General features: G+C 72.1%; 25 protein-coding genes, 1 tRNA gene and 2 pseudogenes. 23 read left to right on the top strand and 5 right to left on the bottom strand.

Annotated features, from left to right (window positions below):
• Nucleotides 1-33: 33 nt before the first annotated feature.
• Together ACEXOX_RS26050 and ACEXOX_RS26045 are read left to right on the top strand one after the other, a co-directional pair.
• Entirely contained in the window at nucleotides 34-1,416 is a 1,383-nt protein-coding gene (locus tag ACEXOX_RS26050) for a purine-cytosine permease family protein (protein ID WP_406526469.1), read from the top strand.
• Between the two features lie 2 nt (nucleotides 1,417-1,418).
• The gene (locus ACEXOX_RS26045) at nucleotides 1,419-1,949 is read left to right on the top strand and encodes a pyridoxamine 5'-phosphate oxidase family protein (RefSeq protein WP_406523655.1); all 531 of its coding nucleotides are present in this window, start codon (nucleotides 1,419-1,421) and stop codon (nucleotides 1,947-1,949) included.
• Between the two features lie 33 nt (nucleotides 1,950-1,982).
• Here ACEXOX_RS26045 and ACEXOX_RS26040 read toward each other — a convergent pair whose 3' ends face one another.
• From ACEXOX_RS26040 to ACEXOX_RS26030, 3 genes and pseudogenes are all read right to left on the bottom strand, one after another.
• Complete coding sequence (locus tag ACEXOX_RS26040) at nucleotides 1,983-2,162, bottom strand: hypothetical protein (RefSeq protein WP_406523653.1); 180 nt, start codon at nucleotides 2,160-2,162, stop codon at nucleotides 1,983-1,985.
• An 85-nt stretch (nucleotides 2,163-2,247) separates the two neighbouring features.
• A pseudogene (locus ACEXOX_RS26035) lies at nucleotides 2,248-3,704 on the bottom strand (amidase).
• 22 nt (nucleotides 3,705-3,726) lie between these two features.
• Nucleotides 3,727-4,602, bottom strand: a complete 876-nt coding sequence (locus ACEXOX_RS26030) for an aminoglycoside phosphotransferase family protein (protein ID WP_406523651.1) — start codon at nucleotides 4,600-4,602, stop codon at nucleotides 3,727-3,729.
• 314 nt (nucleotides 4,603-4,916) lie between these two features.
• On the opposite strand from ACEXOX_RS26030, the gene ACEXOX_RS26025 reads away from it, so the two are divergent.
• The 9 genes from ACEXOX_RS26025 to ACEXOX_RS25985 all read left to right on the top strand — a co-directional run bounded on the left by ACEXOX_RS26025 (nucleotide 4,917) and on the right by ACEXOX_RS25985 (nucleotide 11,291).
• Complete coding sequence (locus tag ACEXOX_RS26025) at nucleotides 4,917-5,726, top strand: hypothetical protein (protein ID WP_406523650.1); 810 nt, start codon at nucleotides 4,917-4,919, stop codon at nucleotides 5,724-5,726.
• A 60-nt stretch (nucleotides 5,727-5,786) separates the two neighbouring features.
• Nucleotides 5,787-7,229 carry a hypothetical protein gene (locus ACEXOX_RS26020; RefSeq protein WP_406523648.1) on the top strand — a complete coding sequence of 481 codons (1,443 nt, stop codon included), beginning with the start codon at nucleotides 5,787-5,789 and terminating at the stop codon, nucleotides 7,227-7,229.
• 123 nt (nucleotides 7,230-7,352) lie between these two features.
• On the top strand, nucleotides 7,353-7,523 hold the full coding sequence (rpmF, locus tag ACEXOX_RS26015; protein WP_361587977.1) for a 50S ribosomal protein L32: 171 nt from the start codon (nucleotides 7,353-7,355) through the stop codon (nucleotides 7,521-7,523).
• A gap of 6 nt (nucleotides 7,524-7,529) precedes the next feature.
• Complete coding sequence (locus tag ACEXOX_RS26010; RefSeq protein ID WP_406523645.1) at nucleotides 7,530-8,792, top strand: GTP-binding protein; 1,263 nt, start codon at nucleotides 7,530-7,532, stop codon at nucleotides 8,790-8,792.
• Nucleotides 8,777-9,172: a Fur family transcriptional regulator gene (locus tag ACEXOX_RS26005; protein ID WP_406523643.1), complete on the top strand. Its 396-nt coding sequence runs from the start codon at nucleotides 8,777-8,779 to the stop codon at nucleotides 9,170-9,172. Before ACEXOX_RS26010 ends, ACEXOX_RS26005 begins: the two co-directional genes overlap by 16 nt.
• 140 nt (nucleotides 9,173-9,312) lie before the next feature.
• Entirely contained in the window at nucleotides 9,313-9,612 is a 300-nt protein-coding gene (locus ACEXOX_RS26000; protein WP_406523642.1) for a hypothetical protein, read from the top strand.
• Between the two features lie 115 nt (nucleotides 9,613-9,727).
• Nucleotides 9,728-10,282 carry an LPXTG cell wall anchor domain-containing protein gene (locus ACEXOX_RS25995; protein ID WP_406523640.1) on the top strand — a complete coding sequence of 185 codons (555 nt, stop codon included), beginning with the start codon at nucleotides 9,728-9,730 and terminating at the stop codon, nucleotides 10,280-10,282.
• 35 nt (nucleotides 10,283-10,317) lie between these two features.
• Nucleotides 10,318-11,007, top strand: a complete 690-nt coding sequence (locus ACEXOX_RS25990; protein WP_406523638.1) for an RNA polymerase sigma factor — start codon at nucleotides 10,318-10,320, stop codon at nucleotides 11,005-11,007.
• Nucleotides 11,004-11,291, top strand: coding sequence for a hypothetical protein (locus ACEXOX_RS25985; protein WP_406523636.1), 288 nt, complete (start codon nucleotides 11,004-11,006; stop codon nucleotides 11,289-11,291). Before ACEXOX_RS25990 ends, ACEXOX_RS25985 begins: the two co-directional genes overlap by 4 nt.
• 73 nt (nucleotides 11,292-11,364) lie before the next feature.
• Here the strand turns inward: ACEXOX_RS25985 and ACEXOX_RS25980 are convergent, their stop codons facing one another.
• On the bottom strand, nucleotides 11,365-11,775 hold the full coding sequence (locus ACEXOX_RS25980; protein WP_406523635.1) for a hypothetical protein: 411 nt from the start codon (nucleotides 11,773-11,775) through the stop codon (nucleotides 11,365-11,367).
• A gap of 381 nt (nucleotides 11,776-12,156) precedes the next feature.
• Between ACEXOX_RS25980 and ACEXOX_RS25975 the strand changes: the two genes are divergently transcribed.
• Both ACEXOX_RS25975 and ACEXOX_RS25970 read left to right on the top strand, forming a co-directional pair.
• Complete coding sequence (locus ACEXOX_RS25975; RefSeq protein WP_003986294.1) at nucleotides 12,157-12,453, top strand: type II toxin-antitoxin system VapB family antitoxin; 297 nt, start codon at nucleotides 12,157-12,159, stop codon at nucleotides 12,451-12,453.
• Nucleotides 12,454-12,631: 178 nt separating this feature from the next.
• Nucleotides 12,632-13,291 (top strand): LytR C-terminal domain-containing protein, encoded by a 660-nt coding sequence (locus ACEXOX_RS25970; protein ID WP_406523633.1) that lies wholly within the window; start codon nucleotides 12,632-12,634, stop codon nucleotides 13,289-13,291.
• A 130-nt stretch (nucleotides 13,292-13,421) separates the two neighbouring features.
• Here the strand turns inward: ACEXOX_RS25970 and upp are convergent, their stop codons facing one another.
• Nucleotides 13,422-14,057 (bottom strand): uracil phosphoribosyltransferase, encoded by a 636-nt coding sequence (gene upp / locus ACEXOX_RS25965; protein ID WP_030018025.1) that lies wholly within the window; start codon nucleotides 14,055-14,057, stop codon nucleotides 13,422-13,424.
• 823 nt (nucleotides 14,058-14,880) lie between these two features.
• Here upp and ACEXOX_RS25960 point away from each other — a divergent pair.
• The 10 genes and pseudogenes from ACEXOX_RS25960 to ACEXOX_RS25915 all read left to right on the top strand — a co-directional run bounded on the left by ACEXOX_RS25960 (nucleotide 14,881) and on the right by ACEXOX_RS25915 (nucleotide 22,924).
• On the top strand, nucleotides 14,881-15,453 hold the full coding sequence (locus ACEXOX_RS25960; protein ID WP_406523631.1) for a hypothetical protein: 573 nt from the start codon (nucleotides 14,881-14,883) through the stop codon (nucleotides 15,451-15,453).
• A 24-nt stretch (nucleotides 15,454-15,477) separates the two neighbouring features.
• Complete coding sequence (locus ACEXOX_RS25955; RefSeq protein WP_406523629.1) at nucleotides 15,478-16,008, top strand: nucleoside deaminase; 531 nt, start codon at nucleotides 15,478-15,480, stop codon at nucleotides 16,006-16,008.
• Between the two features lie 67 nt (nucleotides 16,009-16,075).
• A tRNA-Ser gene (locus ACEXOX_RS25950) sits at nucleotides 16,076-16,162 on the top strand.
• A gap of 857 nt (nucleotides 16,163-17,019) precedes the next feature.
• Nucleotides 17,020-17,199 carry a hypothetical protein gene (locus tag ACEXOX_RS25945; RefSeq protein WP_406523627.1) on the top strand — a complete coding sequence of 60 codons (180 nt, stop codon included), beginning with the start codon at nucleotides 17,020-17,022 and terminating at the stop codon, nucleotides 17,197-17,199.
• A 1-nt stretch (nucleotide 17,200) separates the two neighbouring features.
• Nucleotides 17,201-18,502 (top strand): hypothetical protein, encoded by a 1,302-nt coding sequence (locus ACEXOX_RS25940; protein ID WP_406523626.1) that lies wholly within the window; start codon nucleotides 17,201-17,203, stop codon nucleotides 18,500-18,502.
• Nucleotides 18,489-19,166, top strand: a complete 678-nt coding sequence (locus tag ACEXOX_RS25935; protein WP_406523624.1) for a hypothetical protein — start codon at nucleotides 18,489-18,491, stop codon at nucleotides 19,164-19,166. Before ACEXOX_RS25940 ends, ACEXOX_RS25935 begins: the two co-directional genes overlap by 14 nt.
• Nucleotides 19,138-19,800 carry a hypothetical protein gene (locus ACEXOX_RS25930; protein ID WP_406523623.1) on the top strand — a complete coding sequence of 221 codons (663 nt, stop codon included), beginning with the start codon at nucleotides 19,138-19,140 and terminating at the stop codon, nucleotides 19,798-19,800. The genes ACEXOX_RS25935 and ACEXOX_RS25930 overlap by 29 nt, the downstream gene beginning before the upstream one ends.
• 547 nt (nucleotides 19,801-20,347) lie before the next feature.
• Nucleotides 20,348-20,866, top strand: coding sequence for a hypothetical protein (locus tag ACEXOX_RS25925; protein WP_406523621.1), 519 nt, complete (start codon nucleotides 20,348-20,350; stop codon nucleotides 20,864-20,866).
• Nucleotides 20,867-21,027: 161 nt separating this feature from the next.
• On the top strand, nucleotides 21,028-22,191 hold the full coding sequence (locus tag ACEXOX_RS25920) for a sensor histidine kinase (RefSeq protein WP_406523619.1): 1,164 nt from the start codon (nucleotides 21,028-21,030) through the stop codon (nucleotides 22,189-22,191).
• Nucleotides 22,188-22,924 (top strand): annotated as a pseudogene (locus tag ACEXOX_RS25915) (response regulator). Before ACEXOX_RS25920 ends, ACEXOX_RS25915 begins: the two are co-directional and overlap by 4 nt.
• Nucleotides 22,925-23,080 lie beyond the last annotated feature (156 nt).

The following is a 23,080-nucleotide window of genomic DNA, read 5'->3' as shown; positions in this document are numbered from 1 at the left end:
GGCCCGGCCCGCCACCTCGTCGAGGGCCGCACCATCGACGCCGTACCGGAGACCGAACGGCACGGCCGCCCGCGCGACCTGTTCGCCGTCTGGTTCGCCGCCAACATCAGCCCGCTGACCATCGTCTCCGGCACCATCGCCCCGCTCGTCTTCGGCCTCGGCCTGTGGCCCGCCATCGCCGCCGTGACCCTCGGCAACCTGCTCGGCGGGTTCCTGATGGCCCTGCACGCGGCGCAGGGCCCGCGGCTCGGCGTGCCGCAGATGATCCAGAGCCGCGGCCAGTTCGGCAGCCACGGATCGCTGCTGGTCACGCTGGTCGTCGTCTTCATGTACGCGGGCTGGTTCGCGTCCAACCTGGTCATCGCCGGGCAGGCGCTGAACCGGTCGGTACCCGCCGTGGACACCTCCGGCTGGCTGGTGCTCTGCGCGCTGGCCGGTCTGGTCGTCGCCGTCGTCGGCTACCGCCTGATCCACCGCGTCGGCCGCTGGGCCACCGTCGTCACCCTCGCACTGCTCGCCCTGTGCGCCGTACGGGTGTTCATGACCCCCGGCGTCCTCGAACGCGCCACGAACGCCACCGGCTTCACCCTCTCCGGCTTCGTCGGCATGACCGCGATCGGCATCCTGCTCCAGATTACCTACGCCCCGTACGTCTCGGACTACACCCGCTACATGCCCGCGCACGCCGCGTCCCGCCGCTCCACCCTGTGGTTCACCTACTGGGGCAGCGTCCTGGGCAGCGTGCTGCCGATGTTCCTCGGCATCGTGATGGGTTTGGCGGTGGCCGACGACGCGATCGCCGGGCTGGACGCCATCCTCGGCGGTACCCTGTCCGCCGTCGTGCTGTGCTCCTTCGCCGCCATCGTCGTGCACGTCAACTCGATGAACCTGTACGGCACGTCGCTGTGCCTGGTGACCGCCGCCCAGACGTTCCGGCACAGCTGGCTGCCGGGCCGCCTGACCCGTACGGCGCTGATCGCGGGCCCGCTCGCCCTCGGCCTCACCCTCGCCCTGGCCTTCCAGGACACCTTCCTCGCCTCGTACACCGACTTCCTGGCGATCCTCCAGTACATCCTGATCCCGTGGACCGCCATCAACCTCGTCGACTACTACCTCATCCGGCGCGGCCACTACCACGTACCGTCCTTCTTCGCCCCCGACGGCGGCGTGTACGGGCGGATCAACGGCCCGGCCGTCCTGGTCTACGCCGTCAGCTTCGCGCTGGAGGTCCCCTTCATGCACACCTCGGCCTACACCGGCCCGGTCGCCGCCGCGCTGAACGGCATAGACCTCTCCTGGGCCGTGGGCCTGCTGGTCCCCACCGTCGCGTACTGGCTCATCGCCCGCCGCCGCACCGCGCCCGACCTCCTCGCCACCACGACCCCCGCGTCCGCCCTCCCCCAGGAAGGCTCCTGACCATGTCCACCATCCCCGACTTACGCGCCGAGGCGGCCCGCCTCCTGCACACCAACCGCTACCTCACCCTCGGGACCGCCGGACCCGACGGCACCCCCTGGGCCGTCCCCGTCACCTACGCCTGGGACGACGCGGACCACTTCTACTGGTGGTCCGCGTCGGACGCGGCGCACTCCCGCAACATCGCGGCCAACCCCGCCGTCTCGTTCCTGGTCTTCGACTCCCAGGTCTCCGACGCCGAGGCGCAGGCCCTCTACGGGGAAGGCACCGCCCACGCCCTCGCCCCGGCCGACCTGCCGGCGGCCCTCGCGGTCTTCTACGCCCGCCGCTACCCCGACCCGGCCCTCCGCGCCCGCAAGGCCCGCCGACCGGCCGAATTCCAGGGCAACTCCCCCAAGCGCTTCTACTGCGCCACCGTCCACGCCTACTCGGCCCTCAGCCCCGACCCCCACCCGGTCCACGGCGACGCGGTGCCCCACCGGGTCACCTTCCCGTTCACCACGGCGTGGGCGAAGGCGTACGAGCCGGGGTGAGGCGGTCTCAGGACGACACGGACCTGTCCCGCCTCACAGGCACTTACGCCGCCAGGCGAGCAGCCCCACGAGGGCGACCGGCCCGAAGACGGCGGCCTTGACGGCCAGCTTCGTCGTCAGCCAAGCGAAACCAGGAGCCCACAGCCCCAACCACCAGGCCAGCAACAGCGCCAGGCCCACCACCAGAACGACACACACCGCGGACACCGCCATGCGGGCCGCCCGGTTGCCGAGCTGTTCCGCACTCTCCCCTCGCTCATGAGGGTGATTCTAGAGACGAGGGTGACACGTCGCGGACTCAGGTAGTGATCTTGCCAAGGATGTCCGGATGGCGTCGGCCGTGCCCCGTGGCCGCTTCGTAGGCGGCACCGGCCCGCAGGACCGCCAGGTCGGCGCGCGGCGGACCGACGATCTGGAGGCCCACCGGGAGGCCGCCCGGGGTGAAGCCCGCCGGCACGGACAGGGCGGGCACGCCCAGTACGGACACGAAGTAGGCCGAACGCATCCAGTCGATGTAGGTGTACTGCGGCTGCCCGGCGACCGTCTCCGGGTACTCCGCCGCCGCGTCGAACGGCGCGACCTGGGACACCGGTGCCAGCAGCACGTCGTACCGGGTGAAGAAGTCGACGACGCCCAGATGCAGCCGCGCGCGGTCGGCCGTGGCACGGGCCAGGTCGGGGCCGGTCAGGCGGCGGCCCTGCTCGATGTTCCAGGCCAGGCTCGGCTTCAGGGCCTCGGGGGACGCGTCGAGCGCCGCGCCGAGCGCCAGGTCGAAGTGGTGGGCCCGCAGCACACGGAAGACGTCGTCGGCCCCGTCCAGGTCCGGGCAGTCCTCCTCGACCCGGCACCCGAGCTGCCGGAACACCTCCGCCTGCGGCTCCAGCACCTCCCGCACCTCGGCGTCGACCGGCACCCGGCCGCCCAGATCAGGCGTCCAGGCCACGCGCAGCCCGGCGAGATCACCCGTCAGCGGCTCGCGGAACGGCGCCCCCGGCCCCTCCAGGCTCACCGGGCAGCGCGGATCGGGCCCCGCCATGACCGAGAGCAGCAGCGCGGCGTCGGCGACCGTACGGGCCATCGGGCCCGGCACGGTCAGCGTGTCCCACGGGTTCCACGCCGGGTACGACGGCACCCGGCCGGGGGTCGGGCGCAGCCCGACGACGTTGCAGAACGAGGCGGGGTTGCGCAGCGAACCGCCCATGTCGGAGCCGTCGGCGAGGGGTGCAGCCCGGCGGCCAGCCCGGCCGCCGCACCGCCGCTGCTGCCGCCCGCCGAGCGGGTGAGGTCGTACGGGTTGCGGGTCACCCCGAAGACCGGGTTGAACGTGTGCGAACCGGCCCCGAACTCGGGCACGTTGGTCTTCCCCATACGGATCGCGCCGGCGGCCTGGATGCGCTGGACGAGCAGTTCGTCCTCGTCGGGGACGGTGTCCGCGCGCAGCAGCGAGCCGTACGTGGTGCGCATGCCGCGGGTGAGGTGGGTGTCCTTGAAGGCGATGGGCAGCCCGTGCAGGGGCCCGGCCGCACCGCCGCGCGCCAGGTGCTCGTCGGCGGCCGCGGCAGCCGCCATCGCCCCCTCGGGGTCGAGGGAGACGAGGGCGTTCACGCGCGGGTTGACGCGCTCGATGCGGTCCAGGTGGGCCTGGACGACTTCCCGCGCGGACAGCTCGCGACGGCGGATGCGGGCGGCGAGGTCGGTGGCGTCGGTGTAGGTGAGGTTGGTGGCGGTGTCGGTGAGGTCGTGGTCACCACTCATACCCTCAACCCAACACCGTCCATCAGCGCGCCCACCACCCCCGGGCCCGCCCGACGGCTTCCTCGTCGCCCGTCCGCAGGCCGCGCGCCCACGCCTCCGCGGCGTCCAGTGCGGCGAGCGCCGGCAGCGCGTACCGCTCCGCGTCCGTCAGCTCCCGCCCGTAACCGCGCAGGAAGGCGGCGCGCAGGGCCGGGTCACGCAGGCACGCGCCGTACGCCACCCGGACGAGGTCTTCCGCCGCGCACCCCAGCCGCGCCTGCGCGAACCCGGCGAGCGCCAGCCGCCGTCCCGCCGCGTCCCACAGGAAGTGGTGCTCGCCGACATCGCCGTGCAGGAAGCCCCCGGGCAGCGGCGGGAGCAGGTGGAGCACCGCGGCCCGGTCCAGGATGAACTGCCGCTCCGCCGCGTCGAGTACGCCCGCCTCCGTCAGCTGTGCCACCTGCTCCTCGGCGGCGGCGTGCCGGACCGCGGCCCACTGGTCCGCGCCGCCCGCCGGACCCGCCGCGCCCGCCGGGCCGCACGCGTCGTGCAGGCGGCGCAGCAGCCCGCCCGCCTGCCGGTACAGCTCCGTACGGTCGGCACGGCCCGGCGCGGAGCCGGGCGCACCGGTCCCCGGAACGGCGGTGAGCAGCAGCGCGAGGCGGCCCGGGTCGCTGTCGACGAGGACCGGGGCGTGCGCGTGGCCGAGGGCGGGGACGGCGTGCCGGTACGCGTGCGTCTCGCGCGTGTAGCGGTCCGGCGTCGGCGCCACCTTGAGGAAGAACCGGGCCGCGTCCGCGCGCGTCAGCTCCCACACCCGCGCGCCGGCCCGCTGCCGCGCGACGTCGCGGACCTCGGTGATCTCACCGCCGGCCCGGCTGCGGGCCCAGGCGGCGACGGTGTTCGGGACGGTTGGCACAGTTCCTCCTCGGTTGACGCCGGTTCGGACGGGTGCTCGCAGAACGAGGCCCGCGGACCGTTCGTCACGGTCCCACGAGGGCGCCCTCTCGGTCGAAAGTTCGACCGGCCCGTCAACGCGCGGCCCGGCACGGGTCGTGCGCGACACGGTTCACCCGGCCGTGGCGCACCACCCGATCCGGGGATTGCGGGCTGCCGGTTGGCTGGAAGTCGGCAGCGACGGGACGGTCGCCACCCTACGGAGTTGTACAGTTGCGCAATCCAGCAACTTAATCAGCGCTGCGCGCGAGCGCACCGATCCGCCGGGGGATCCACATGCCAGGCACCGACTCCCTACGGACCGAGGTGGACGCCGCCTTCGCGCACGCCCTCGGCCAGGCACTCGACTCCCCGGAGGTGAGGGAGGCGATGCGCCGCGCCCCGGGGGCCACCGGCCGCGAACAGTTGCGCGCCCGGGCCCGCCGGGAACGCGACGCCCTCTGCGCCGCCGCGGCACCCGAGTACGCGACGTACACCCGACTACGCTCCGCGAACAGCACCCCGCCTCCCGAGGAGGCACCCCCGGAGCCCCGTACGGCCTCGGACTCCGGCGGCCTGCTGCCCGCCCTCGCCGTCCTCGTACCGAGCCTGGGCGCGGTGGCCGCCGTCCTCTTCCTCGCGATCGGCTTCGGGATGCGGCTCGTCGGCTTCCACCGGCAGTTCGCCGACGAGCTGGTGTACGCGGGCTGGCTCGCCGCGGGCATCGCGGCGGCGGGGACCGTGGCCGGGCTGGCCTGGATGCTGGTGACCGCGGCCCGCAACCGCTCGGCGACGACCGCGGGCGGCGACCCGGCTCCCGGCGCTGACGCCGGCACCCATTCCGGGGAGCCCGAGGTGGCGCGGGCCCGCGCGGCCTGGCAGCGCGCGCTGCTGGAGCGCGGCGTCCTGCCGTTCCTGCTGGACCACATCCGCGCCCAGGAGGAAGAGACCCGCACCGCTCCGACAGCAGCACCCGCGGCCCGTACCCGCCCCGGCTACTCCGCTCCCGAATACGGCAGCCCGGAGTACGCCAGTCCCGAGTACGCCAGCCCTGGCTACGGGAGGCCCGCCTACGGGAGCCCGGCGTACGAAAGTCCCGACCGCTAGGGCGTTCCGGGTTATCCACAGGGGTGGTTGTGAGCCACGTCACGCAGGCACTATGGGTACATGACCAGGGCCACCGGCCGCGTGCCGTCGGGTCCGCCGCACCCGTCGCCGCGGCGGTACAACACCGTGCTCCGGCTGTACGACGCGCCTCTGCACCGGGACTGGGCGTTCTGGCTCACTGTCGGGATCGCCGTCCTGACGGCGCTCAGTATCGGCACGAGCCAGGAGCAGACGGGCGGCCTGCCCCGCTGGCTGGACACGCTGCTCGCGACGCTCACCTTCGCCCTGCTCTTCGGGGTGGCGCCTGCGTGGATCCGGCTGGGCGTCCGTAGGTGGCGGTGGCGTGAACGACCGAGCCCCCCGAAGCCCCCGCCCGACGCGACGTCGCCCCCGATCCCCGCCTCGCGCCCCACTCCGTCCCCGCAGGCCGCCCCACCCCCTCGCACCGCCGCGGCCCCTCTCGCCACCCCTGCCCCTCGCCCCGCCGCGCCTCCCCGCACCGACTCGCCATCCCCTCGCACCACCCCGCCACGCCACACACCCCCACCCCCACTCTCGCCCCACGGCCCCGCCCGCCCCGAGTCCGCGTACCCGCCGTCCCCCGACCCCCTGGCCGCCGCCCGCCGCGCCTTCCCTCACCCCGTGGCCCGGACCGTGCACGAGATGCAGCGGGCGCACACCGCCAAGGACCGCCACGAGGCGCTGCTCGAAGCCGGTGAGACGCTCGCCGCCACCGTCGCCGTCACCGCGGCGGGACTGCTCACGGCGCACGGCGCCGGGGAGCGCAACCTCGCGGAGCTGCGTACGGCCCTCGCCGGCACCGGCACCACCTTCGGCACCTGGACGGTCTGGCTCCACCACCTGTGCAAGGTCGCGCGGGAGCGCACGGATGTGATTCCCGGCCTCTCGGAGGCCCTCCGGGACGACTCCCAGATGGCGGCCCGGCCGGACGACCCCGGCCTCGCCCAGTTCCTCGACCGCCTCAAGGGCGAACGCAACCGCACCTCGCACGGCGACAAGCCGCGGACCCAGGAGGAGGCCGCCCTGCGCGTCGCCGAGCATCAGCTCACCCTCGAACAGGCGCTGATATCCGCCCAGTTCCTCACCGGGCTGCCCTGGCTGCTCACCGCCTCGTGCGCCTACCAGCGCCGTACCGGCACGTTCGAGGTCGTGGCGGACCATCTGATGGGCGACCACCCGGACTTCGACCGGCTGACCTTCTCCTGCCCGGCCCCGGTCGCCGACGACACGGTGTACGTCCTCAGCCCGGCGGGCCCGGTCGCCCTGTCGCCGTTCGTCGCCAGCCTGTACTGCGCGCAGTGCGGGCGCCGCGAGATCTGCCACGCCAACAACGCGGGGCGCCGCAACCGCCCGGCGGCCTACAAGAGCTTCGGTCGCGGGCACGTCATCCCGCACCCCGAGCTGGACGAGGAGATAGCCGCCCTGCCCGGCCCGCGGCCGTCACCCCGCCCGTCGCCCCGTCCGGGCCGCCGCGACCCTTAGCTCGTAATGGGATTCATTTTCATATAGCCTCGTCCGGACCGGCACCGGCACGTCCGCGCCCGCCACCCGGCGGCGCCTCGCGTGCCCGCCGGCACACCCGCGCCCAGGAGAGGTTCCCGGACCATGGCCGTTCCCAAGCGGAAGATGTCCCGCAGCAACACCCGCCACCGCCGCGCCCAGTGGAAGGCCCGCACGCCCGCCCTGGTCCCGGTGACCGTCGACGGCTCCGTCCACCAGGTGCCGCGCCGCCTGGTGAAGGCGTACCGGCTCGGCCTGCTGCGCCCGGAGGACTGACCGCCCATGGCCCCGCCGCCCCCGGCCGGACCGCTGCCCGTCACCGTGCTCTCCGGATTCCTCGGTGCGGGCAAGACCACGCTGCTCAACCACGTCCTGCACCAGCGGGCCGGACTGCGCGTCGCCGTGATCGTCAACGACATGAGCGAGATCAGCATCGACGCCGCGCTCGTCCGCGGCGGCCGGGCCGCCCTGTCCCGTACCGAGGAACGCCTGGTCGAGATGGTCAACGGGTGCATCTGCTGCACCCTGCGCGACGACCTCCTCGAAGAGGTCGCCCGGCTGGCCCGCGAGGGCCGTTTCGACCACCTGCTCATCGAGTCCAGCGGCATCAGCGAGCCGATGCCGGTGGCCGCCACTTTCGCGTTCCCGTGCGACGACGGCGCGACGCTCAACGACCTGGCCCGGCTGGACACCATGGTCACCGTGGTCGACGCCGCGAACTTCCACGGCGAACTGGCGGACGGCGACGCCCTCGCCGAGCGCGGCCTCGCCCCGTACGAGGACGACGAGCGGACCGTCAGCGACCTGCTCGTGGACCAGGTCGAGTTCGCGGACGTCATCGTCGTCAACAAGCTCGACCTGGTGGCCGAGACGGCGGCCGCGCGCCTGCGGGCCGCCCTCGCCCGCCTGAACCCGGCGGCCCGGATCGTCACCGCCCGGCACGGCCGGGTGGCGCCCGCCGAGATCCTGGGCACCGGCCGCTTCGACCTGGAGCGCGCCCAGCAGGCACCCGGCTGGGTCAGGGAGCTCAACGGCGACCACGTACCGGAGACCGAGGAGTACGGGATCTCCAGCACGGTCTTCCGCGCGGCGCGCCCCTTCCACCCCGGCCGGCTCTGGACCTTCGTCACGGAAGGCATGGACAGCGGGGCGTACGGGGAGATCCTGCGGTCCAAGGGCTTCTTCCGCCTCGCCGGCCGGCCGCGCGTGACCGGCCTCTGGTCGCAGGCGGGCTCCGTCGCCCGCTTCGAGCCTTCGGGCACCCACGCCCTGGACGGGGCCGACCGGGGCGGGGACGGGAGCCACCCCGGTGCCGTCCGGGCCGGGGACGGCACGGACGGCCTTCCCGCGGACGTCCAGGAACTGGTCTTCATCGGAACCGGACTGCGGGCCGATGCCCTGCACGCCGCCCTCGGGGACTGCCTCGTCACGGACGCCGAGACGCGCACGGAGGCGTACGGCGCCGACCCGTTCCCGGCATGGGACACGTACGGCGTGGACGACAGCCGCGGCCACGAGGGCGAACCGGCATGGGCGGGCGGCTGACCCGACGGCGCGCCGCCGTGCTGCGCGTACTGGCCGGGTGCCAGGACTTCGTCTCGGCTCAGGAGTTGCACGTACGCCTGGACGCCGCCGGCGTACCCGTCGGCCTGTCCACCGTCTACCGGGCCCTGCACGCCCTGGAGCGGACCGGGCAGCTCGACGTCGTACGGGACGAGGCGGGCGGGCGCCTCTACCGGCCGCGGCCCGCCGACGGCCACCGCCACTACCTGATCTGCCGCCATTGCGGCCGCAGCCGCCCACTGGACTCCGACGTGGTGGAGCGCTGGGCGGAGCGGGTGGGCGCGGAGAGCGGCTTCAGCGCCGTCAAGCACACCGTGGAACTCAGCGGCGTCTGCGCCCGCTGCACCGGGGCGCGCCCGTAGCGCCGCGAAGCACGGCGCCCCGTGGCCGTGCGGCCCGTACGGCAACGCGGCTCGTACGACGATGCGCCCGGCGCCGTACGGCGGGAGACTCGTAAGAGGGAACGCGCGTCCATGGCGAGGAAGGAAAGAAGGTGCCTGCCATGACAGCCACCACCCACACACCGCACCCGCACCACACCCACGAGCACGGCAGCGGCTGCGGCCACGTCGCCGTGCCGCACGACGACCACGTGGACTACGTCCACGACGGCCATCTCCACCGCCCGCACGGCGACCACGCCGACGAGTGCGAGCCCGCCGCGCACACCGTCCACGAGGGCCACGACCACGACCACCGCCCCGGCTGCGGCCACGTCGCCGTACCGCACGGCACCCATGTCGACTTCGTCCACGACGGCCACCGGCACGCCGCGCACGAGGACCACTGGGACGACCACTGAGGCGCGACCCGCCCCGAAGAAATTCCCGCCCCACCGGCAACCCCCGTGGCTCCCGCACGTCGTGACGGGTGAGGGCGCCGTCCGGCGCCGTCCCGCCGACCGTGGAGCAGCCATCGTGAACGACTCCCGCACCTCCGCCTCGTCCGCGTCGTCCCCTTCGTCGCGCCCGCCCGCCACCTCGTACGCGCTGTCCCGCGGCGCCGGGCGCGGGGCCCGCCGCACGGTACGGAACGCCGTGGCCGCAGGGCTGCTGGTCGCTTTCGCCCTGCCCGCGCTCTCCCTGACCGGTACGGCGCACGCCGAAGAGCGGGCCCCGAAGGCGAGCGCCCCCAGCGCCGCCCCGGAGGAAGGCGGCACCGCCCCGAAGCCGGTGCCCGAAGCGACCGCCCCGTCCGCCGCGCGTCCGAGCGCCGAGCCCAGCCGCGCACCGGCCCCCGCACCGAGCGCGAGCAAGGCGCCCGGCCCGGCCTCCGGCGCTGCCGAGGCCGCCCGGCCGTCCGACGGCTCCGCCGCGAAGCCCGCCCCCGCGCCCTCGCACGCCAAGGACGAACTCGCCGAGACCGGCACCTCCACCACCACCAACGTGGCGCTGGGCGCCGGAGCCGCCCTGCTGATCGCCGGGGGCGGCGGTGCCGTGTACGCGGCCCGCCGCCGCAACAGCGCCGCCTGAGTCACCCCACACCGCTTCCGACGGCCGAGGAACCGATGGAGTTCACCGCCGCCGCGGCCCTCACCCCGGCACGGCCCGCCGTGCCGGGGCCTTGGCGTGCCCTGCGCCGGCGCCTGCTCACCCGCACCGCGGGGCGGCAGGACACGTACGGCCCGGCGCCCGCCCAGCGGCCCGCCGCCCGGACCGGCCCCGCCGCCCGCCTCCCCGGTGACGGCCCCGCCGTCCGCCTCCCCGACGAGAGCCCCAGCATCACGGACCTCTACCACGCCCACCGGCTGTCCATGGTGCGGCTGGCGGTGCTGCTGGTGGACGACCGGGCCACCGCCGAGGACGTCGTCCAGGACGCGTTCGCGGCCCTCTACAAGCGCCACGGCGAGCGCCTCGACGAGGTCGACAACGCCCTCGCGTACCTGCGCACCGCCGTCGTCAACGCGGCCCGCTCGGTGCTGCGGCGCCGGCGCACGGCCCGCGACTACACGCCCCCGCACGAGACGGACGCGCCTTCCGCCGAGGAACGCGTCGTGCTCGACGAGGAGCACCGCGAGGTCCTCGCCGCCCTCGGCCGCCTGACCGACCGCCGTCGCGAGGTCCTCGTCCTGCGGTACTGGGGCGAGCTGACCGAGGCGCAGATCGCGGCCACGCTGGGCATCAGCCGCGGCGCCGTGAAGTCGATCGCCAGCCGCGCGCTGGACTCCCTGGAGAAGATGCTGGAGGCGCGGCCATGACGCAGCACAGACCGGGCCCGGGACCCGACCACGGCCCGGAACCCGGACCCGACCACCGACCGGCCCCCGGAACCGATCCCGCTTCCGCCCCCGCACCCGCCCCCGTCTCCGCCCCCACACCCGCCCCCGCCTTCGCTCCCGTAGACCACCGGCAGCCCGGGGAAACCCTCCCCGTCGAAGCACGGCTGCGCCTCGCCCTCACGGCCCGTGCCGAGCAGATCGTCCTCCGCGACCTGCGGCCCTCCGCACCCCCGGGCCTCATCTGCGCCGCGGCCGGTTCCTGAGCCGGCGGCTGCGGCCGCGGCGCCTCGTCCTGCCGCTGACGGCGGCGGCCACGGTGGCCGCCGCCGCGGTGGGCTACCTGGTCCTGGCCCCGGACACCCCCGTACCGCCGCGTCCCGCCCCCGCGGCCACGCCCAGCCCCGTACCGACCCGTCCGGGACCGACCCGCCCAGCACCGGCCAGTCCCGGACCGGCCGCCCCCGTCCCCTCCCCGCCCTCGTCCCCCGACGACACGGCCGCCTCCGCCCCTCCGGAGCGGTCCCCCTCGTCCCGTCCCACCGCGCGGCCCGGCACGCCCGTCCCGAGTGCGGCCACCCCCGGCCCCAGCGAGAACCCCTCCCCCTCGAAGGCGCGGCGGCAAGCGTCCGCACCGCCCCCGGCCGGGGCGGACCGTTCGGCGACGGCGGTGCCCAGCGCGCCGCGGTCGGGCCGGGCGGCGGCTCCGAGCAGCGTGTCCGGCCGCTGAGGGGCACGCTTAGCACTCACCCCGGATTCCGACCGCCCGGCACGACGATCAGTACTCCGATCGTGTCGAATTCCCCCACACCCCACCCTTCACGGTTTTTGCGGAATTCGGCCTTCTTTACGCCCTGCCGCGAGCGCCCGCCCCGCCCACCGCACCCCGCCGAACGCTTATTTCCAGCCGTCCTCGGAAGCACGTCGCACCACTTTTCCCGGGCGGCGGCCGCCTTTCGGCACCACGGGCGGTCCTTTCCCCACCATGGCCGCGTGGGACGCGCGCCCCCTCCCCGGGGCCGCCCCCGCGTCGCCTCTCCCGTACCCCACTCCGGAATTGCCCCTCTTTGCCGCCTTCGCTCTCCGGCCGCATGGCTGCGCCCGGCACCGGCGGCCCGGTAGGCTTTCCGTGTGATCTTCAAGCGCATCGGAAATGGGCGGCCGTACCCGGACCACGGCCGGGAAAGCACCCGCCAGTGGGCGGATGTCGCCCCTCGCCCGGTACGCCTTGACCAGTTGGTGACGACCAAGCAGCAGCTCGACCTGGAGACGCTGCTCGCCGAGGACTCCACCTTCTACGGCGACCTCTTCGCACACGTCGTGAAGTGGCAGGGCGACCTCTACCTGGAAGACGGGCTGCACCGCGCCGTGCGCGCCGCCCTCCAGCAGCGCCAGGTGCTCCACGCCCGCGTCCTGGAACTGGGCTGACGTACCCGCCGGGGCCCCCGGCACCCCCGGCCGACGCACGGGACCGCGGGCCCCACCGCCGCCGCCCGACACGGCCCGCCACCTGATCGGCGCACGGTATTGGCCCTTTCGGGTGGGCCTCACGACGCGTATTGATCATTTGATAGGCACGGCCCCGGCCCCGCACTACGCTGCGACCATGAGCATGCTGACGCCCCCTGGCATGGGCGGTAAGAAGTACCGCATCACGGGCGACAGATATCCGCGGATGCGCCGCCCCCGTCACCGTCGGCGGATCGCCCTGGCGATCACCGCCGCCGTCTGTGCCCTGGCCCTGGCCGGCTGGGGCACGTTGCAGCTCATCGACGTCTTCGGCGGCCGCGGCGGTACGGCGCAGGCCGCGCAGGACAAGAAGAAGTGCCCCGACAAGGGCGGGGGCGGCGCGAAACCGGCCGGCGCCCTGGCCGCCGGTACGGACAAGCCGCTGCCGAAGCCCGCCGACGTCACCGTCAACGTCTTCAACGCGACCGCGCGCGGCGGACTCGCCAAGACGACCGCGGACGAGCTGAAGAAACGCGGCTTCAAGGTCGGCAAGGTGGGCAACGCCCCGCCCGCGTACGACAAGAAGATCAAGGGCACCGGCGTACTGCTGGGCGCGCGGACGACGTCCGAAGGCTCTCAGAAGGTGCTGGGCACGCAGCTCGCCGGCGCGGAGCCGAAGACCGACACCCGCAAGACGGGCGACGTCGATCTGCTCATCGGCGACACGTTCAAGGCGCTGGCCGAGCCGGCCGCGGCCCAGAAGGCGCTCTCCGCGCTGACCGCGCCACCCAGGACGGACCCGCGCTGCCGCAAGTGACCGGCCCGGGCCGAACGCCCGCCCGGGCCGTACGCTCACCGGCTTCCGAAGGCCTGTCTCCGAGAACCGGCCTCCGAAGACCGGCCTCGCGATCGTGTCTCCGCAAACCGGCCCCCTCCGGGAACCGGCCTCAGCCCGCCGTGCCGTACATCCGGTCACCCGCGTCGCCCAGCCCCGGGACGATGTAGCGGTCCGGGTCCAGGCACTCGTCCACGGCCGCCGTGACGACCGTCACCGGCGCGCCGGCCAGCTCGCGCTCCATCACCTCGACGCCCTCGGGCGCCGCCAGCAGACAGATCGCGGTGACGTCGTCCGCGCCGCGGTTGATCAGTTCCCGGATGGCCGCGACCAGCGTGCCGCCGGTGGCCAGCATCGGGTCGACCACGTACACCTGGCGGCCCGAGAGGTCGTCCGGCATCCGCGTGGCGTACGTGTGGGCCTCGTACGTCTCCTCGTTGCGGACCATGCCCATGAAGCCGACCTCGGCCGTGGGCAGCAGCCGGACCATGCCGTCCAGCATGCCCAGACCGGCGCGCAGGATCGGCACGACCAGCGGGCGGGGGTGGGACAGCCGCACTCCGGTGGTCGCCGTCACCGGGGTCTCGATGTCGACCTGCTCGGTCCGCACATCGCGGGTGGCCTCGTACGCGAGCAGGGTGACCAGCTCGTCGGCGAGGCGCCGGAAGGTCGGGGAATCGGTGCGCTTGTCGCGCAGGGTAGTGAGTTTGTGCGCCACCAGCGGGTGGTCGACGACGTGGATCCGCATGACATCGACAGTAGCCGAGGTCACGGGCGCCGGTGCCCGCCCGTCCGCGCCGCACGGCCCGGAAACCGATTCCGTCCCCGTTGGCATCGAAGCGCCGGTCAGGGGGAAAGTGGGCACAAACGCCCGGTACGCGGCACCGGTGCCGGGCACGGACCTCGTCCCAAGGCGGTGTACGGCGTGCCCGACGGGAATGGGAGCGGTAACGGAACCGGGGCCGGACGCGGTACCGGACGCGCCGGCAGCGACGGGCGCGGCGGCACATCCGCGAGCCGGCGGCGCACCGGCAGGGGCGCCGCCACCAGGCCCGTACGACCGTCCCGAGAGCCCCCAGAGCTCCGCGAAACCCGGGAAACCCGGGAAACAACGCCCCAAGCCCCGAACCAAGCCCCACCTACGACGTCACCCCCGACGGCACCCCCGTCCCCGGAACGCCAACCACCCCCACCCCTACCTCCCGCCCCCTCCTCCGCCCCTCCCGACGACGGCGCCACCGGCGAGGAGAACGACGCGGCGCGCCGACGGCGACGCGCCCAGTTCCTGCGCGAACTCCACGAGGCCAAGGAACTGCGCGACCGCGTCCAGCCGCGCCGCGCCCGGGCGGCACGGATGCGGCAGGCCATGAGAATGCGCACGTTCCGCTGGTAGCCGAACGTCACTTTTGCCCCATCAGAACCTCGCGCCCCACAAGACGTGAGCCACATCTCTCATAACGCCCGCACGACGCAACGCCGAAGACCCCGCGCAATCGCGTTGTTTCTGCCACGATTCCGATGGGCGGGGACCTGCGGCGCCGAGGCGCCGCCCCGTCCGGCCCGGCACGCCTATGACCAGTGGGAGAGTCACGGTGTACTTCGCCGCACTGCTCGCGCGCACCGAAGACGGGTGGGAAGCGAGCGACACGGAGCTCGACGATGTGGAGACCCTGACCGATCTGGCCGACCTGGCCCGTGAGGCCGCGGTCGACGACGACACGGTGGTGGCATACATCGAGCAGGAAGGCACGTGGTTCGGCGTCGTCCGTGTGGACGGCGAGGACGATCCACGGATCTTCATCTCGAACGCCGCCGCCGCGGCCCGCAGCTCGTACGGTGCGATGCTCACCGACGAACTGCTCGGCCGCGACGAGGACGGCACCGACGACCTCGACAGCCTCGACAGCCTCGACCTGGACGGTACGGAGGACGGCGAACCCGACCCGGCGGAGGTCACGGGCGAGGGCGAGGGGACGGCGGCGGCTTCCGGCGCCCCCGCGCCACCGCCGGGACCGCTCGGCGATCCGGGCCTGCTGACCGACCTGGGCATCGGTGACAAGGAGCTGCTCGCGCTCGACACCGACGCGCTGTCCGAGATCGCCGACGCCCTCGGCTGCACGGAGGTCCTGGAGGCCGTGAGGTAACCCCCGTCACGGACACTGGGAGGCATGACCGCCTCCTTGCCCGACCCCCACACCCCGGCGCCCGACCCGCTGCGCGATCCCTGGACCGCGGCGATGCGACGGGCGCTGGACGAGGCTGCCCGTGCCCCCGGGACCGGTGACGTCCCGGTGGGCGCCGTCGTGCTGTCCCCCGACGGCACGGTCATCGGCACCGGCCGCAACGAACGCGAGGCCACCGGCGACCCCACCGCGCACGCCGAGGTCCTCGCCATCCGCGAGGCGGCCCGCACCCTGCGCGGCACCCCCGCCGACGGCGAGCGACCGGCCGGCGACTGGCGGCTGACCGGCTGCACCCTCGTCGTCACCCTGGAACCGTGCACGATGTGCGCGGGCGCCATCGTCCTGTCCCGCCTGGACCGCGTCGTCTACGGAGCGGCCGACGAGAAGGCGGGCGCCGCCGGCTCCCTCTGGGACGTCGTACGCGACCGCCGCCTCAACCACCGCCCCGAAGTGATCACCGACGTCCTGGCCACCCCCTGCGCCGACCTCCTGACCACCTTCTTCCGCTCCCGCTGACCCCCACCCACCCCCACCGCCGGACACCGATTTCGGCGTACGGCCCCCGTGGGCTAGAGTTCCTCTCGGTAGCGTGTCCGAGCGGCCGAAGGAGCGCGCCTCGAAAGCGCGTGAGGGGGCAACTCCTCCGTGGGTTCAAATCCCACCGCTACCGCTTGTAACACCCCTCTGACCTGCGGAGACGCGGTCGGGGGGTGTTTTGCGTGGTGCAGGCGAGCCCCCTCCGCCACCAACTGATGCCCCTCTGCCATGGGCACAAGCCGTAGGGCACAGTGCGCCCATTACACAAATGCGCCCAGGGCGGTGTACCGACCTGTACCGACCACGGTGCTGCCGGGAAGAGGCCAGATCAGCCGCAAGAGCGAGCGAGTGCCTGCGCTTCCGCTGTGACGATGACCGTTGACATCGGCAAATCATTCCATTTCAGCTTTGACTGAACGGAACCGACACACCATCCGAACGTCAGTGCAATCGGCGATGGACGTGTCGACCCGATCGGCCCGCCGGGCTTTCACTCGGACGCCTGAGTGGAAGGCCGAGCCCTACCCCGCGGTCCTCGTTCGTGGGCACCGATCGCGCCCCCACCTGCTGATGGCCGGCAGAAGCTGCATCGCAGACAGCGGAATCAAGAAGAAAAATGTAAGCGGCAACGACCTCATGACGACAAGGCGTGGGCCAGTCCGGGAGAGGTTGCCCCATGGGCGTGCCATACCTGTATACGGCAACGGCGATCGCTCACACCTGCCTCCAGCCGCCCCCAAGCCCCGCGCCACGACTTCCACCATCTCGGATTCCTGCGCGCGACCTGCTCGCGACCGCCTGCCCGCGAGAAGCCGTCCAGCATCGCCCCTCAAAGCAGTATCAAGCAGGACGCACCAGCCCTCACACCCTTTTCTCTGCAGCGCTACCCCAGCTCGCATTTGTGGTCGGATCAGACGTGGGGTTGTTCGATACAAACTGCGCATCCGAATAATTCCGGCCCGACTGCCGGGCGGGCGGAACAGTTGCCCATTGAGCGACCTGGACCAGGCCTGCAACGACTTTCAAGAACACTGGAAGTACGGCTCCGAGCAGATTGCAGAGCAGACCAAGGAACTCACCGACTCCGTCAGCAAGACCAAGGAGAATTACGAAGAGGTCGAACAGGCCCTGGAGGAGGCTTTCAAGGTAGCCGCAGGCAAGGCAGGATGAAATGACGCAGCCGTACCCCAACCTAGGCTTTAATCCCGCTCCCGGAGACATTGCCGCCGTCTCGGACCTGAAGGCGAAGCTGACCTCCTTGGCGGAAACTTTGGCACAGGCACACCGATTGGTGCAGCAGTTGCAGTCCGGCAGTTCGTGGGAGGGCGACGCCGCTGTTGCATTTCGCGAGGAACTGGACGGCGTGCTTCCGGACAACCTCACGAAAGCCCATACATCCCTGCTGAAAGCTGCGGATGCCCTGGATGACTGGAGCCGGGCCTTGCTTGGCTACCAAGGCGATGCGAAGAAGCTGGATACTGAAGCCAAAGCCGCGCACGACAAGCTCGACATGGCCAAGGAGCTGGAGGAGAACGCCAGTAACAACCCGGACCTGAAGCTGGCCCACCAGACATTCGATGACGCGGCATCCCTGCAGAACGCGCAAGCCCGGCTGGACAAGGCCACAACGGCCCTCAACGACGCGCGTGGCTCCGTCACCGATGCGCAGGATCTTCTCTCGTCCATCAAGCGGCGAGCCCACGATTTGGAGAGCGAACACGCGTCCACAGCGCGGGGCAAGGCCAGCTCGATCCGTGACGCGACAGACAAACTGGCGCCCAAGGAGCCCGGCTGGTTCGCCAAGGCCATGGACTGGCTGGACGACAACCTCACCGATGTGCTGGGCACGGTCGCTGCGATCGCAGGCCTCCTCGCATTGATCTTGAGTGGTCCCATAGGCGTGGCGTTTCTCCTGGTTGCCGCCACAGCGAGCGCAGCCACTCTGGCTTCCCGTCTGTCGGACCCCGCCGTCAGAGCTTCGCTCAAGGATGGCTTCACCAAGGGCGAGTTCGACGCTGACTTCTGGAGCAACGCGGTAGGGGTGGCCGGGGACACACTGGGCATGGTGCCTGGAGTCGGCGCCGTGGCACGTGGCATCAACGGAGCAGTTCGCTCGGCCGGTGCTGCAACTGAGGCTTTGCCCCTCACCGACCACTTGGCGAGCGCGGGAAGCAAGACGTGGTTGGCCGCGAACCGGATCGCTGGGGCCGAAAACCCTCTGACGACTTGGATGGTCAGGGGTGCCGCAAACCCGGAGCGGGCCGGGCGGATGATCGATCTCGGCATCGCCGGTGCCGGGGCCGCCACCGGCACGTACGGCACGGCCAAGGACCTGATCGACGCTTTGGACGACGACACGGCCAACAACGTGGGCACCGGCATGGACGGCGCCCGCGCCGGCAGTTTCGACGGTGCCGGTCACGGCGCTACGGCCCTGAAAACCCTGAAGGTGCTTCTCGATGTCGGCCACTGAGGGAAACCTGAATGAGTTCGCCATCGATGGATCGGCGATGAGTGCCGAATGTGACATCTGGTTCGCCCTGCCGCCTGGGTTCGTCGAGGTACCGCTGGTCCCCGGTGCCGACGCAACGGCGGACGAATGGGAGTTGCTCTCTACCCTCGTACCGGAGGAACAGTACGGGGCGTTCCGCGAACGTATGCAAGAAGCGCGAGCCATGGGGGTTCTGCTGGCGCGTAGCGGCGCTGTCCATCTCTCCATAGGGGTGCACCACGACGAGTCGGACGGTGTTGTGCACTCTGTGTTTCTGATCAAGTGGCAGGAGTTGCCGTGGACCCCACCGAAGCTCGCGGCGGCGAAGGCTGCGCTGGCATCCGGCGGGGCTCGCAGCGCCGACCTTGTCGATCTGCCCTGCGGTCCGGCAGCTGTGGCGGAGAGTCTGGACCATCGCGAGGGCCAAGAGGTCTTTCAGATGACCGCCTACCTGCCGCATCCCGAAGGTCGCCGCGTCGCTGTGCTGGCGCTGAGCACAACGGCCGAGTCCGGCCACGAACACTACCGCGATGTGTTCCACGGCATCATCGGCATGGTGAGCTTCGACAATCCTCTTCCGTCACACCTGCGCGAGCAGATGCCGGAGGCCCGGGAAGTTGCCGCTGCGCGAGACGCATTCGGCTGACGAGAAACTTGTGAGGGCGGAGATGCCGTCTCCGGTGCACTACAAGACAGCTTGGGAAGACCCGGCTACCCGCCGGGCGTGGCGCCGTACCGCGGTGTTCCGGTGTACTGCTCTGCTGGCCTGGCTGCTGGGCTTTTTCGCTTGGCTTTTCGCCGTCGTCATGACGCCGGCCTGGTTGCTGATGCTGTGGCTGCCGGCGCTGTGCGTCGGCATTTGGTACGCCCTGCTCGCGGTGATCGCGACGACCTCTCTGACGCGAACACGTCGGGTGCTGCGCGTCTATCCGTGGCAGGTGGACATCGCCGAGGCCAAGCCGAAGAAGAACGGCAGTACACAGTTCGTCGCGCCGGATCCGGAACGACCGGAGAAAGCCGTGAGCCTCGGCTATGGCGGCCTGATCGGGACGAGGTGGCACTTCTGGGTCCGCGCGGTGAAGGACGGGCGGGTTGCCGAAACCTGGTTCGCGGGCGACCCCAGATACCTGGGCGTCGTCGCCGTCCCTGGGCCACGGCACCTCTTGTGGGTCGCCCAGCGGGAGGCGACGGACTCCCGGATGTCGCCCCGCAAGAAGGGCGTCAGTCCTGGGGCACGAGCGCTTGCGCGTGCCGCCGGAGCGCGGGTCGGGATGAACTGATCACCCTTCGTCCAGCTCTTGGGAAAAGTCGCACGCGAGAAGCGTCACCCCGTCGGGTTCAAATCCCACCGCTACCGCTTGTACACCCCTCTGATCTGCGGAAACGCGGTCATGGGGGGTGCTGTGTAGGGCACGTGTACCGCCGCTACCGGCGCCAACCGCTGGAGCAGCCGCAAACCGACCGGGTGTCCGGCATACCCAACAGCTCCCTGCCCCGTGAAGGCTTCCAGGCCAGTTCCTGGGCCAGTTCTCGAATCGCGAGCCCCGTATCGGATGCGGCAAGTTCGAATGCCCGTTGCAGCATCACCGGCTGCTCGCCCGGATAACCCGTACGGACTCCGGCGCGAAACCGGCCTGCACATGGGTGCGTGGAGGGCAATGCTGGGGAAATCGACGCGGTGCAAGACGCCCGGGTTGCTCAGTGCCCGCACGTGGCTCGGTGTGCAGTCGGTGGTGCCCCGTCCACCCGGGGTGGAGACGTTTGTCAACCCACCGCTCAACCCACGGGCTGACGATCGGCGGCCACGTCCGCAGCAGTCTTACTGCCATGAACATCGCCGATTACATCGTCAACGGGATTCTCATCCTGCTCGTCCTGCGCCAGATACGCGAGGGCCGGTTGAGCCTGTTCAACCTGGTGCTTCCCGTCGTCCTGGTCGTCGGTGTCGCCGTGTACTACCTGCGGTCGGTGCCGACGTCCGGAAACGACCTCGTCCTTGAAATGGCGTTGGCCGGCTCGGGAGCTGTGCTCGGAGTGCTGTGCGGGGTCGCCACGCGCCTGCGGCGCAAGCCCGACGGCGTCTACGTCAAGGCGGGGCTCGCCGCCGCTGCCTTGTGGGTCTTCGGTATGGCCTTGCGGATGTGCTTCGCCTTCGCCGCCGATCACGGGGCCGGAGACGCCATCGCCGACTTCAGCCGCAGCACCGACATTTCCGGGGCCCAGGCATGGGTGGCGGCCTTCGTCCTGATGGCACTGGCCCAGGCGGTCGCCCGGCTGGCCGTGATCCGCTACCGGGCCTACCGGCTGTCCTCTTCGCTGCCTGCCGCGCGCCAGGCAGCGGCGTGACCGCCGCCCGGCGGCAGCTGGGCCCGGTCTCCCCGTCACCTGCTCCTTCTATGCTGTACGGCATGAGCTCAACGCCGCCCGGCGGTCGTGAGGGAGACAGTCCCAGAGTGGCGGCGGCCCGGTCGCGTGCGGCCGTACGTGCCACGCGTCAGGGTGCGCGGATGCACCTGATGCTGTGGGGAGTCCTGGTCCTCACCATCGCCTCGGTCCTCCAGAGCCGGCCGCACCCGGGGACGTCCGGCGCACCCCTCGTCATCAGCCTGGCGCTGGCCGGATGCGTACTGTCGCTGATCTTCTCGGCCCTGACCCGCGACACCGGGAAGTCGGAGGCGGCCACTGCCGGGCTGCCGCTGATCCTGGGCGTGAGCGGCAACGTGCTGGCGGCGTTCCAGCCGGCGTCCCTGGCCGTGGTGCCGGCCTCCACGGCCGTGGCGATGCTCTTCGCGCGCTTGCGGCCGCGCCTCGCCCTTCTGCTCGCCACACCCCTGACCGTGGCGATCGCGGCCATCACCGCCTACGTCGGCCCGCCCGGCGACGCGTTCCAGGCAGCGGTGGCCGGTGTGCTGCTGTGCGTGGTGCTCGGTGCCGTCTGCCTCTTCGCCCGTCAGGCCCGGCTGCGTCACGACTACACCGAACTGCTGCTTGCCGAACTCGACGACTCCCGTGAGGCGCAGGCGCGTGCCGCCGCCGTCGCTGAACGCAGCCGGATCGCCCGCGACCTGCACGACATCCTGGCGCAGTCCCTGTCCGCGCTCGCCGTGCAGTTGGAGGGCGCCCGCAAGCTCGCCGAACGCGACCACGTCGCCCCGGCGCTGCACCAGCTGATCGTACGCAGCGGTGAACTGACCCGGGAGGGCCTCTCCGACGCGCGCAGGGCCGTCGCCGCCTTGCGCGGGGACGACGTGCCCATGGCCGACCAGCTCACTTCCCTGGTCGACCGCTGCCGCCGCGACCTCGCACTGCCCATCACGATGTCGGTGACCGGGCAGCCCCGGGCGCTCGCGCCGGAGGCGCACCTCGCGTTCTACAGAGGAGCCCAGGAGGCGCTCACCAACGCCGCCCGATACGCCGGTTCACCGACCACCGTGGCGCTGCGCTACACACCGCACGCCACCGTACTGACCGTCTCGGATCAGGGCCGGACCGCCGACGAGGACGACGTCGCGGGCGGCGTGGCCACGGGCTCCGGCACGTCCCCAGCCAAGTGGACGGGCGGCGGGAACGGACTGCGGGGCATGCGCGAACGTATCGAACGGGTCGGCGGCAGCACCCACGCCGGACCCGCCGGACAGGGGTGGACTGTGGAAATGGAAGTACCGGCATGAGCGAATTCGAGGCCCCCATCACCGTGCTGGTCGCCGATGACCAACGGGTGACCCGCGAGGGCCTGATGCTGCTGATCGGCCTGAACGCGGGCATGGAGGTCGTGGGCGGTGCGGCCGACGGTGCGGAGGCGGTGGCGCTGGCCCATGAGCACCGGCCGGACGTCGTACTGATGGACCTGTCCATGCCCGGAACGGACGGCATCACCGCAACCCGGACGCTCCGCGAGCAGGCCCCGGGGATCGCCGTGCTGGTGCTGACGACCTACGCGGACGACGCGTCGGTCTTCCCCGCACTGCAGGCGGGGGCGAAGGGGTACCTCACCAAGGACGTGGGCGCGGACGAGATCGAACGGGCGATCAAAGCCGTCCATGGCGGGCAGGTGTGGATGGACCCGGTCGTACAGGAGCGGCTGGTCGCGGCGGTCACCTCGGGCATGACACCCCGGCCCGCGGCGGTCGCGGACGGCACCGCGCCGCTCCCCCGGCCGCCACGCCCGAAGCGGGACAGCCGGCGTGGCACACCCCCGCCCCGCTGCCCGAGCGTCTGACCGCACGTGAAGCGGAAGTCCTGGCACTGATCGCACAAGGACTGACCAACGCCGAGATCAGCGCACACCTCTTCCTCGGCCGCGCCACGGTCAAGACGCACATCAACCGCATCTTCGCGAAGACCGGCGTACGCGATCGCGCGCAGGCCGTCCGCTATGCCTATCGCGCCGGACTGGCCGACTGATCCTCGTCCTCGGCGCGTTGTTGCGCCTGGGGCGCTTGTGTTGCCCGCGCACCACGGAACGCGGTCCAGCAGGATCATGTGAGGTCCAGCAGCACCGAATCGGCGCCTTTTGCGGGTGCCCGGGCAGGGACGCGCATCCCGGGCAGGCTCCCCGCC

This window comes from Streptomyces sp. Ac-502, assembly GCF_045222935.1.
Classification (GTDB): Bacteria; Actinomycetota; Actinomycetes; order Streptomycetales; family Streptomycetaceae; genus Streptomyces; species Streptomyces monomycini.
Note: the sequence above shows the minus strand (reverse complement) of the source record. Positions and strands in the feature narration are given on the sequence as shown.

Coding starts and splice junctions, on each gene's coding strand:
- ACEXOX_RS26000 (WP_406523642.1), top strand. CDS start 9,313: ATGACAGCCACCACCCACACACCGCACCCGCACCACACCCACGAGCAC.
- ACEXOX_RS26040 (WP_406523653.1), bottom strand. CDS start 2,162: ATGGCGGTGTCCGCGGTGTGTGTCGTTCTGGTGGTGGGCCTGGCGCTG.
- rpmF (WP_361587977.1), top strand. CDS start 7,353: ATGGCCGTTCCCAAGCGGAAGATGTCCCGCAGCAACACCCGCCACCGC.
- ACEXOX_RS25985 (WP_406523636.1), top strand. CDS start 11,004: ATGACGCAGCACAGACCGGGCCCGGGACCCGACCACGGCCCGGAACCC.
- ACEXOX_RS25925 (WP_406523621.1), top strand. CDS start 20,348: ATGAACATCGCCGATTACATCGTCAACGGGATTCTCATCCTGCTCGTC.
- ACEXOX_RS25970 (WP_406523633.1), top strand. CDS start 12,632: ATGAGCATGCTGACGCCCCCTGGCATGGGCGGTAAGAAGTACCGCATC.
- ACEXOX_RS25935 (WP_406523624.1), top strand. CDS start 18,489: ATGTCGGCCACTGAGGGAAACCTGAATGAGTTCGCCATCGATGGATCG.
- ACEXOX_RS25955 (WP_406523629.1), top strand. CDS start 15,478: ATGACCGCCTCCTTGCCCGACCCCCACACCCCGGCGCCCGACCCGCTG.
- ACEXOX_RS25920 (WP_406523619.1), top strand. CDS start 21,028: ATGCACCTGATGCTGTGGGGAGTCCTGGTCCTCACCATCGCCTCGGTC.
- ACEXOX_RS25940 (WP_406523626.1), top strand. CDS start 17,201: ATGACGCAGCCGTACCCCAACCTAGGCTTTAATCCCGCTCCCGGAGAC.
- ACEXOX_RS25990 (WP_406523638.1), top strand. CDS start 10,318: ATGGAGTTCACCGCCGCCGCGGCCCTCACCCCGGCACGGCCCGCCGTG.
- ACEXOX_RS26025 (WP_406523650.1), top strand. CDS start 4,917: ATGCCAGGCACCGACTCCCTACGGACCGAGGTGGACGCCGCCTTCGCG.
- ACEXOX_RS26010 (WP_406523645.1), top strand. CDS start 7,530: ATGGCCCCGCCGCCCCCGGCCGGACCGCTGCCCGTCACCGTGCTCTCC.
- ACEXOX_RS26045 (WP_406523655.1), top strand. CDS start 1,419: ATGTCCACCATCCCCGACTTACGCGCCGAGGCGGCCCGCCTCCTGCAC.
- ACEXOX_RS26005 (WP_406523643.1), top strand. CDS start 8,777: ATGGGCGGGCGGCTGACCCGACGGCGCGCCGCCGTGCTGCGCGTACTG.
- upp (WP_030018025.1), bottom strand. CDS start 14,057: ATGCGGATCCACGTCGTCGACCACCCGCTGGTGGCGCACAAACTCACT.
- ACEXOX_RS25960 (WP_406523631.1), top strand. CDS start 14,881: ATGACCAGTGGGAGAGTCACGGTGTACTTCGCCGCACTGCTCGCGCGC.
- ACEXOX_RS26020 (WP_406523648.1), top strand. CDS start 5,787: ATGACCAGGGCCACCGGCCGCGTGCCGTCGGGTCCGCCGCACCCGTCG.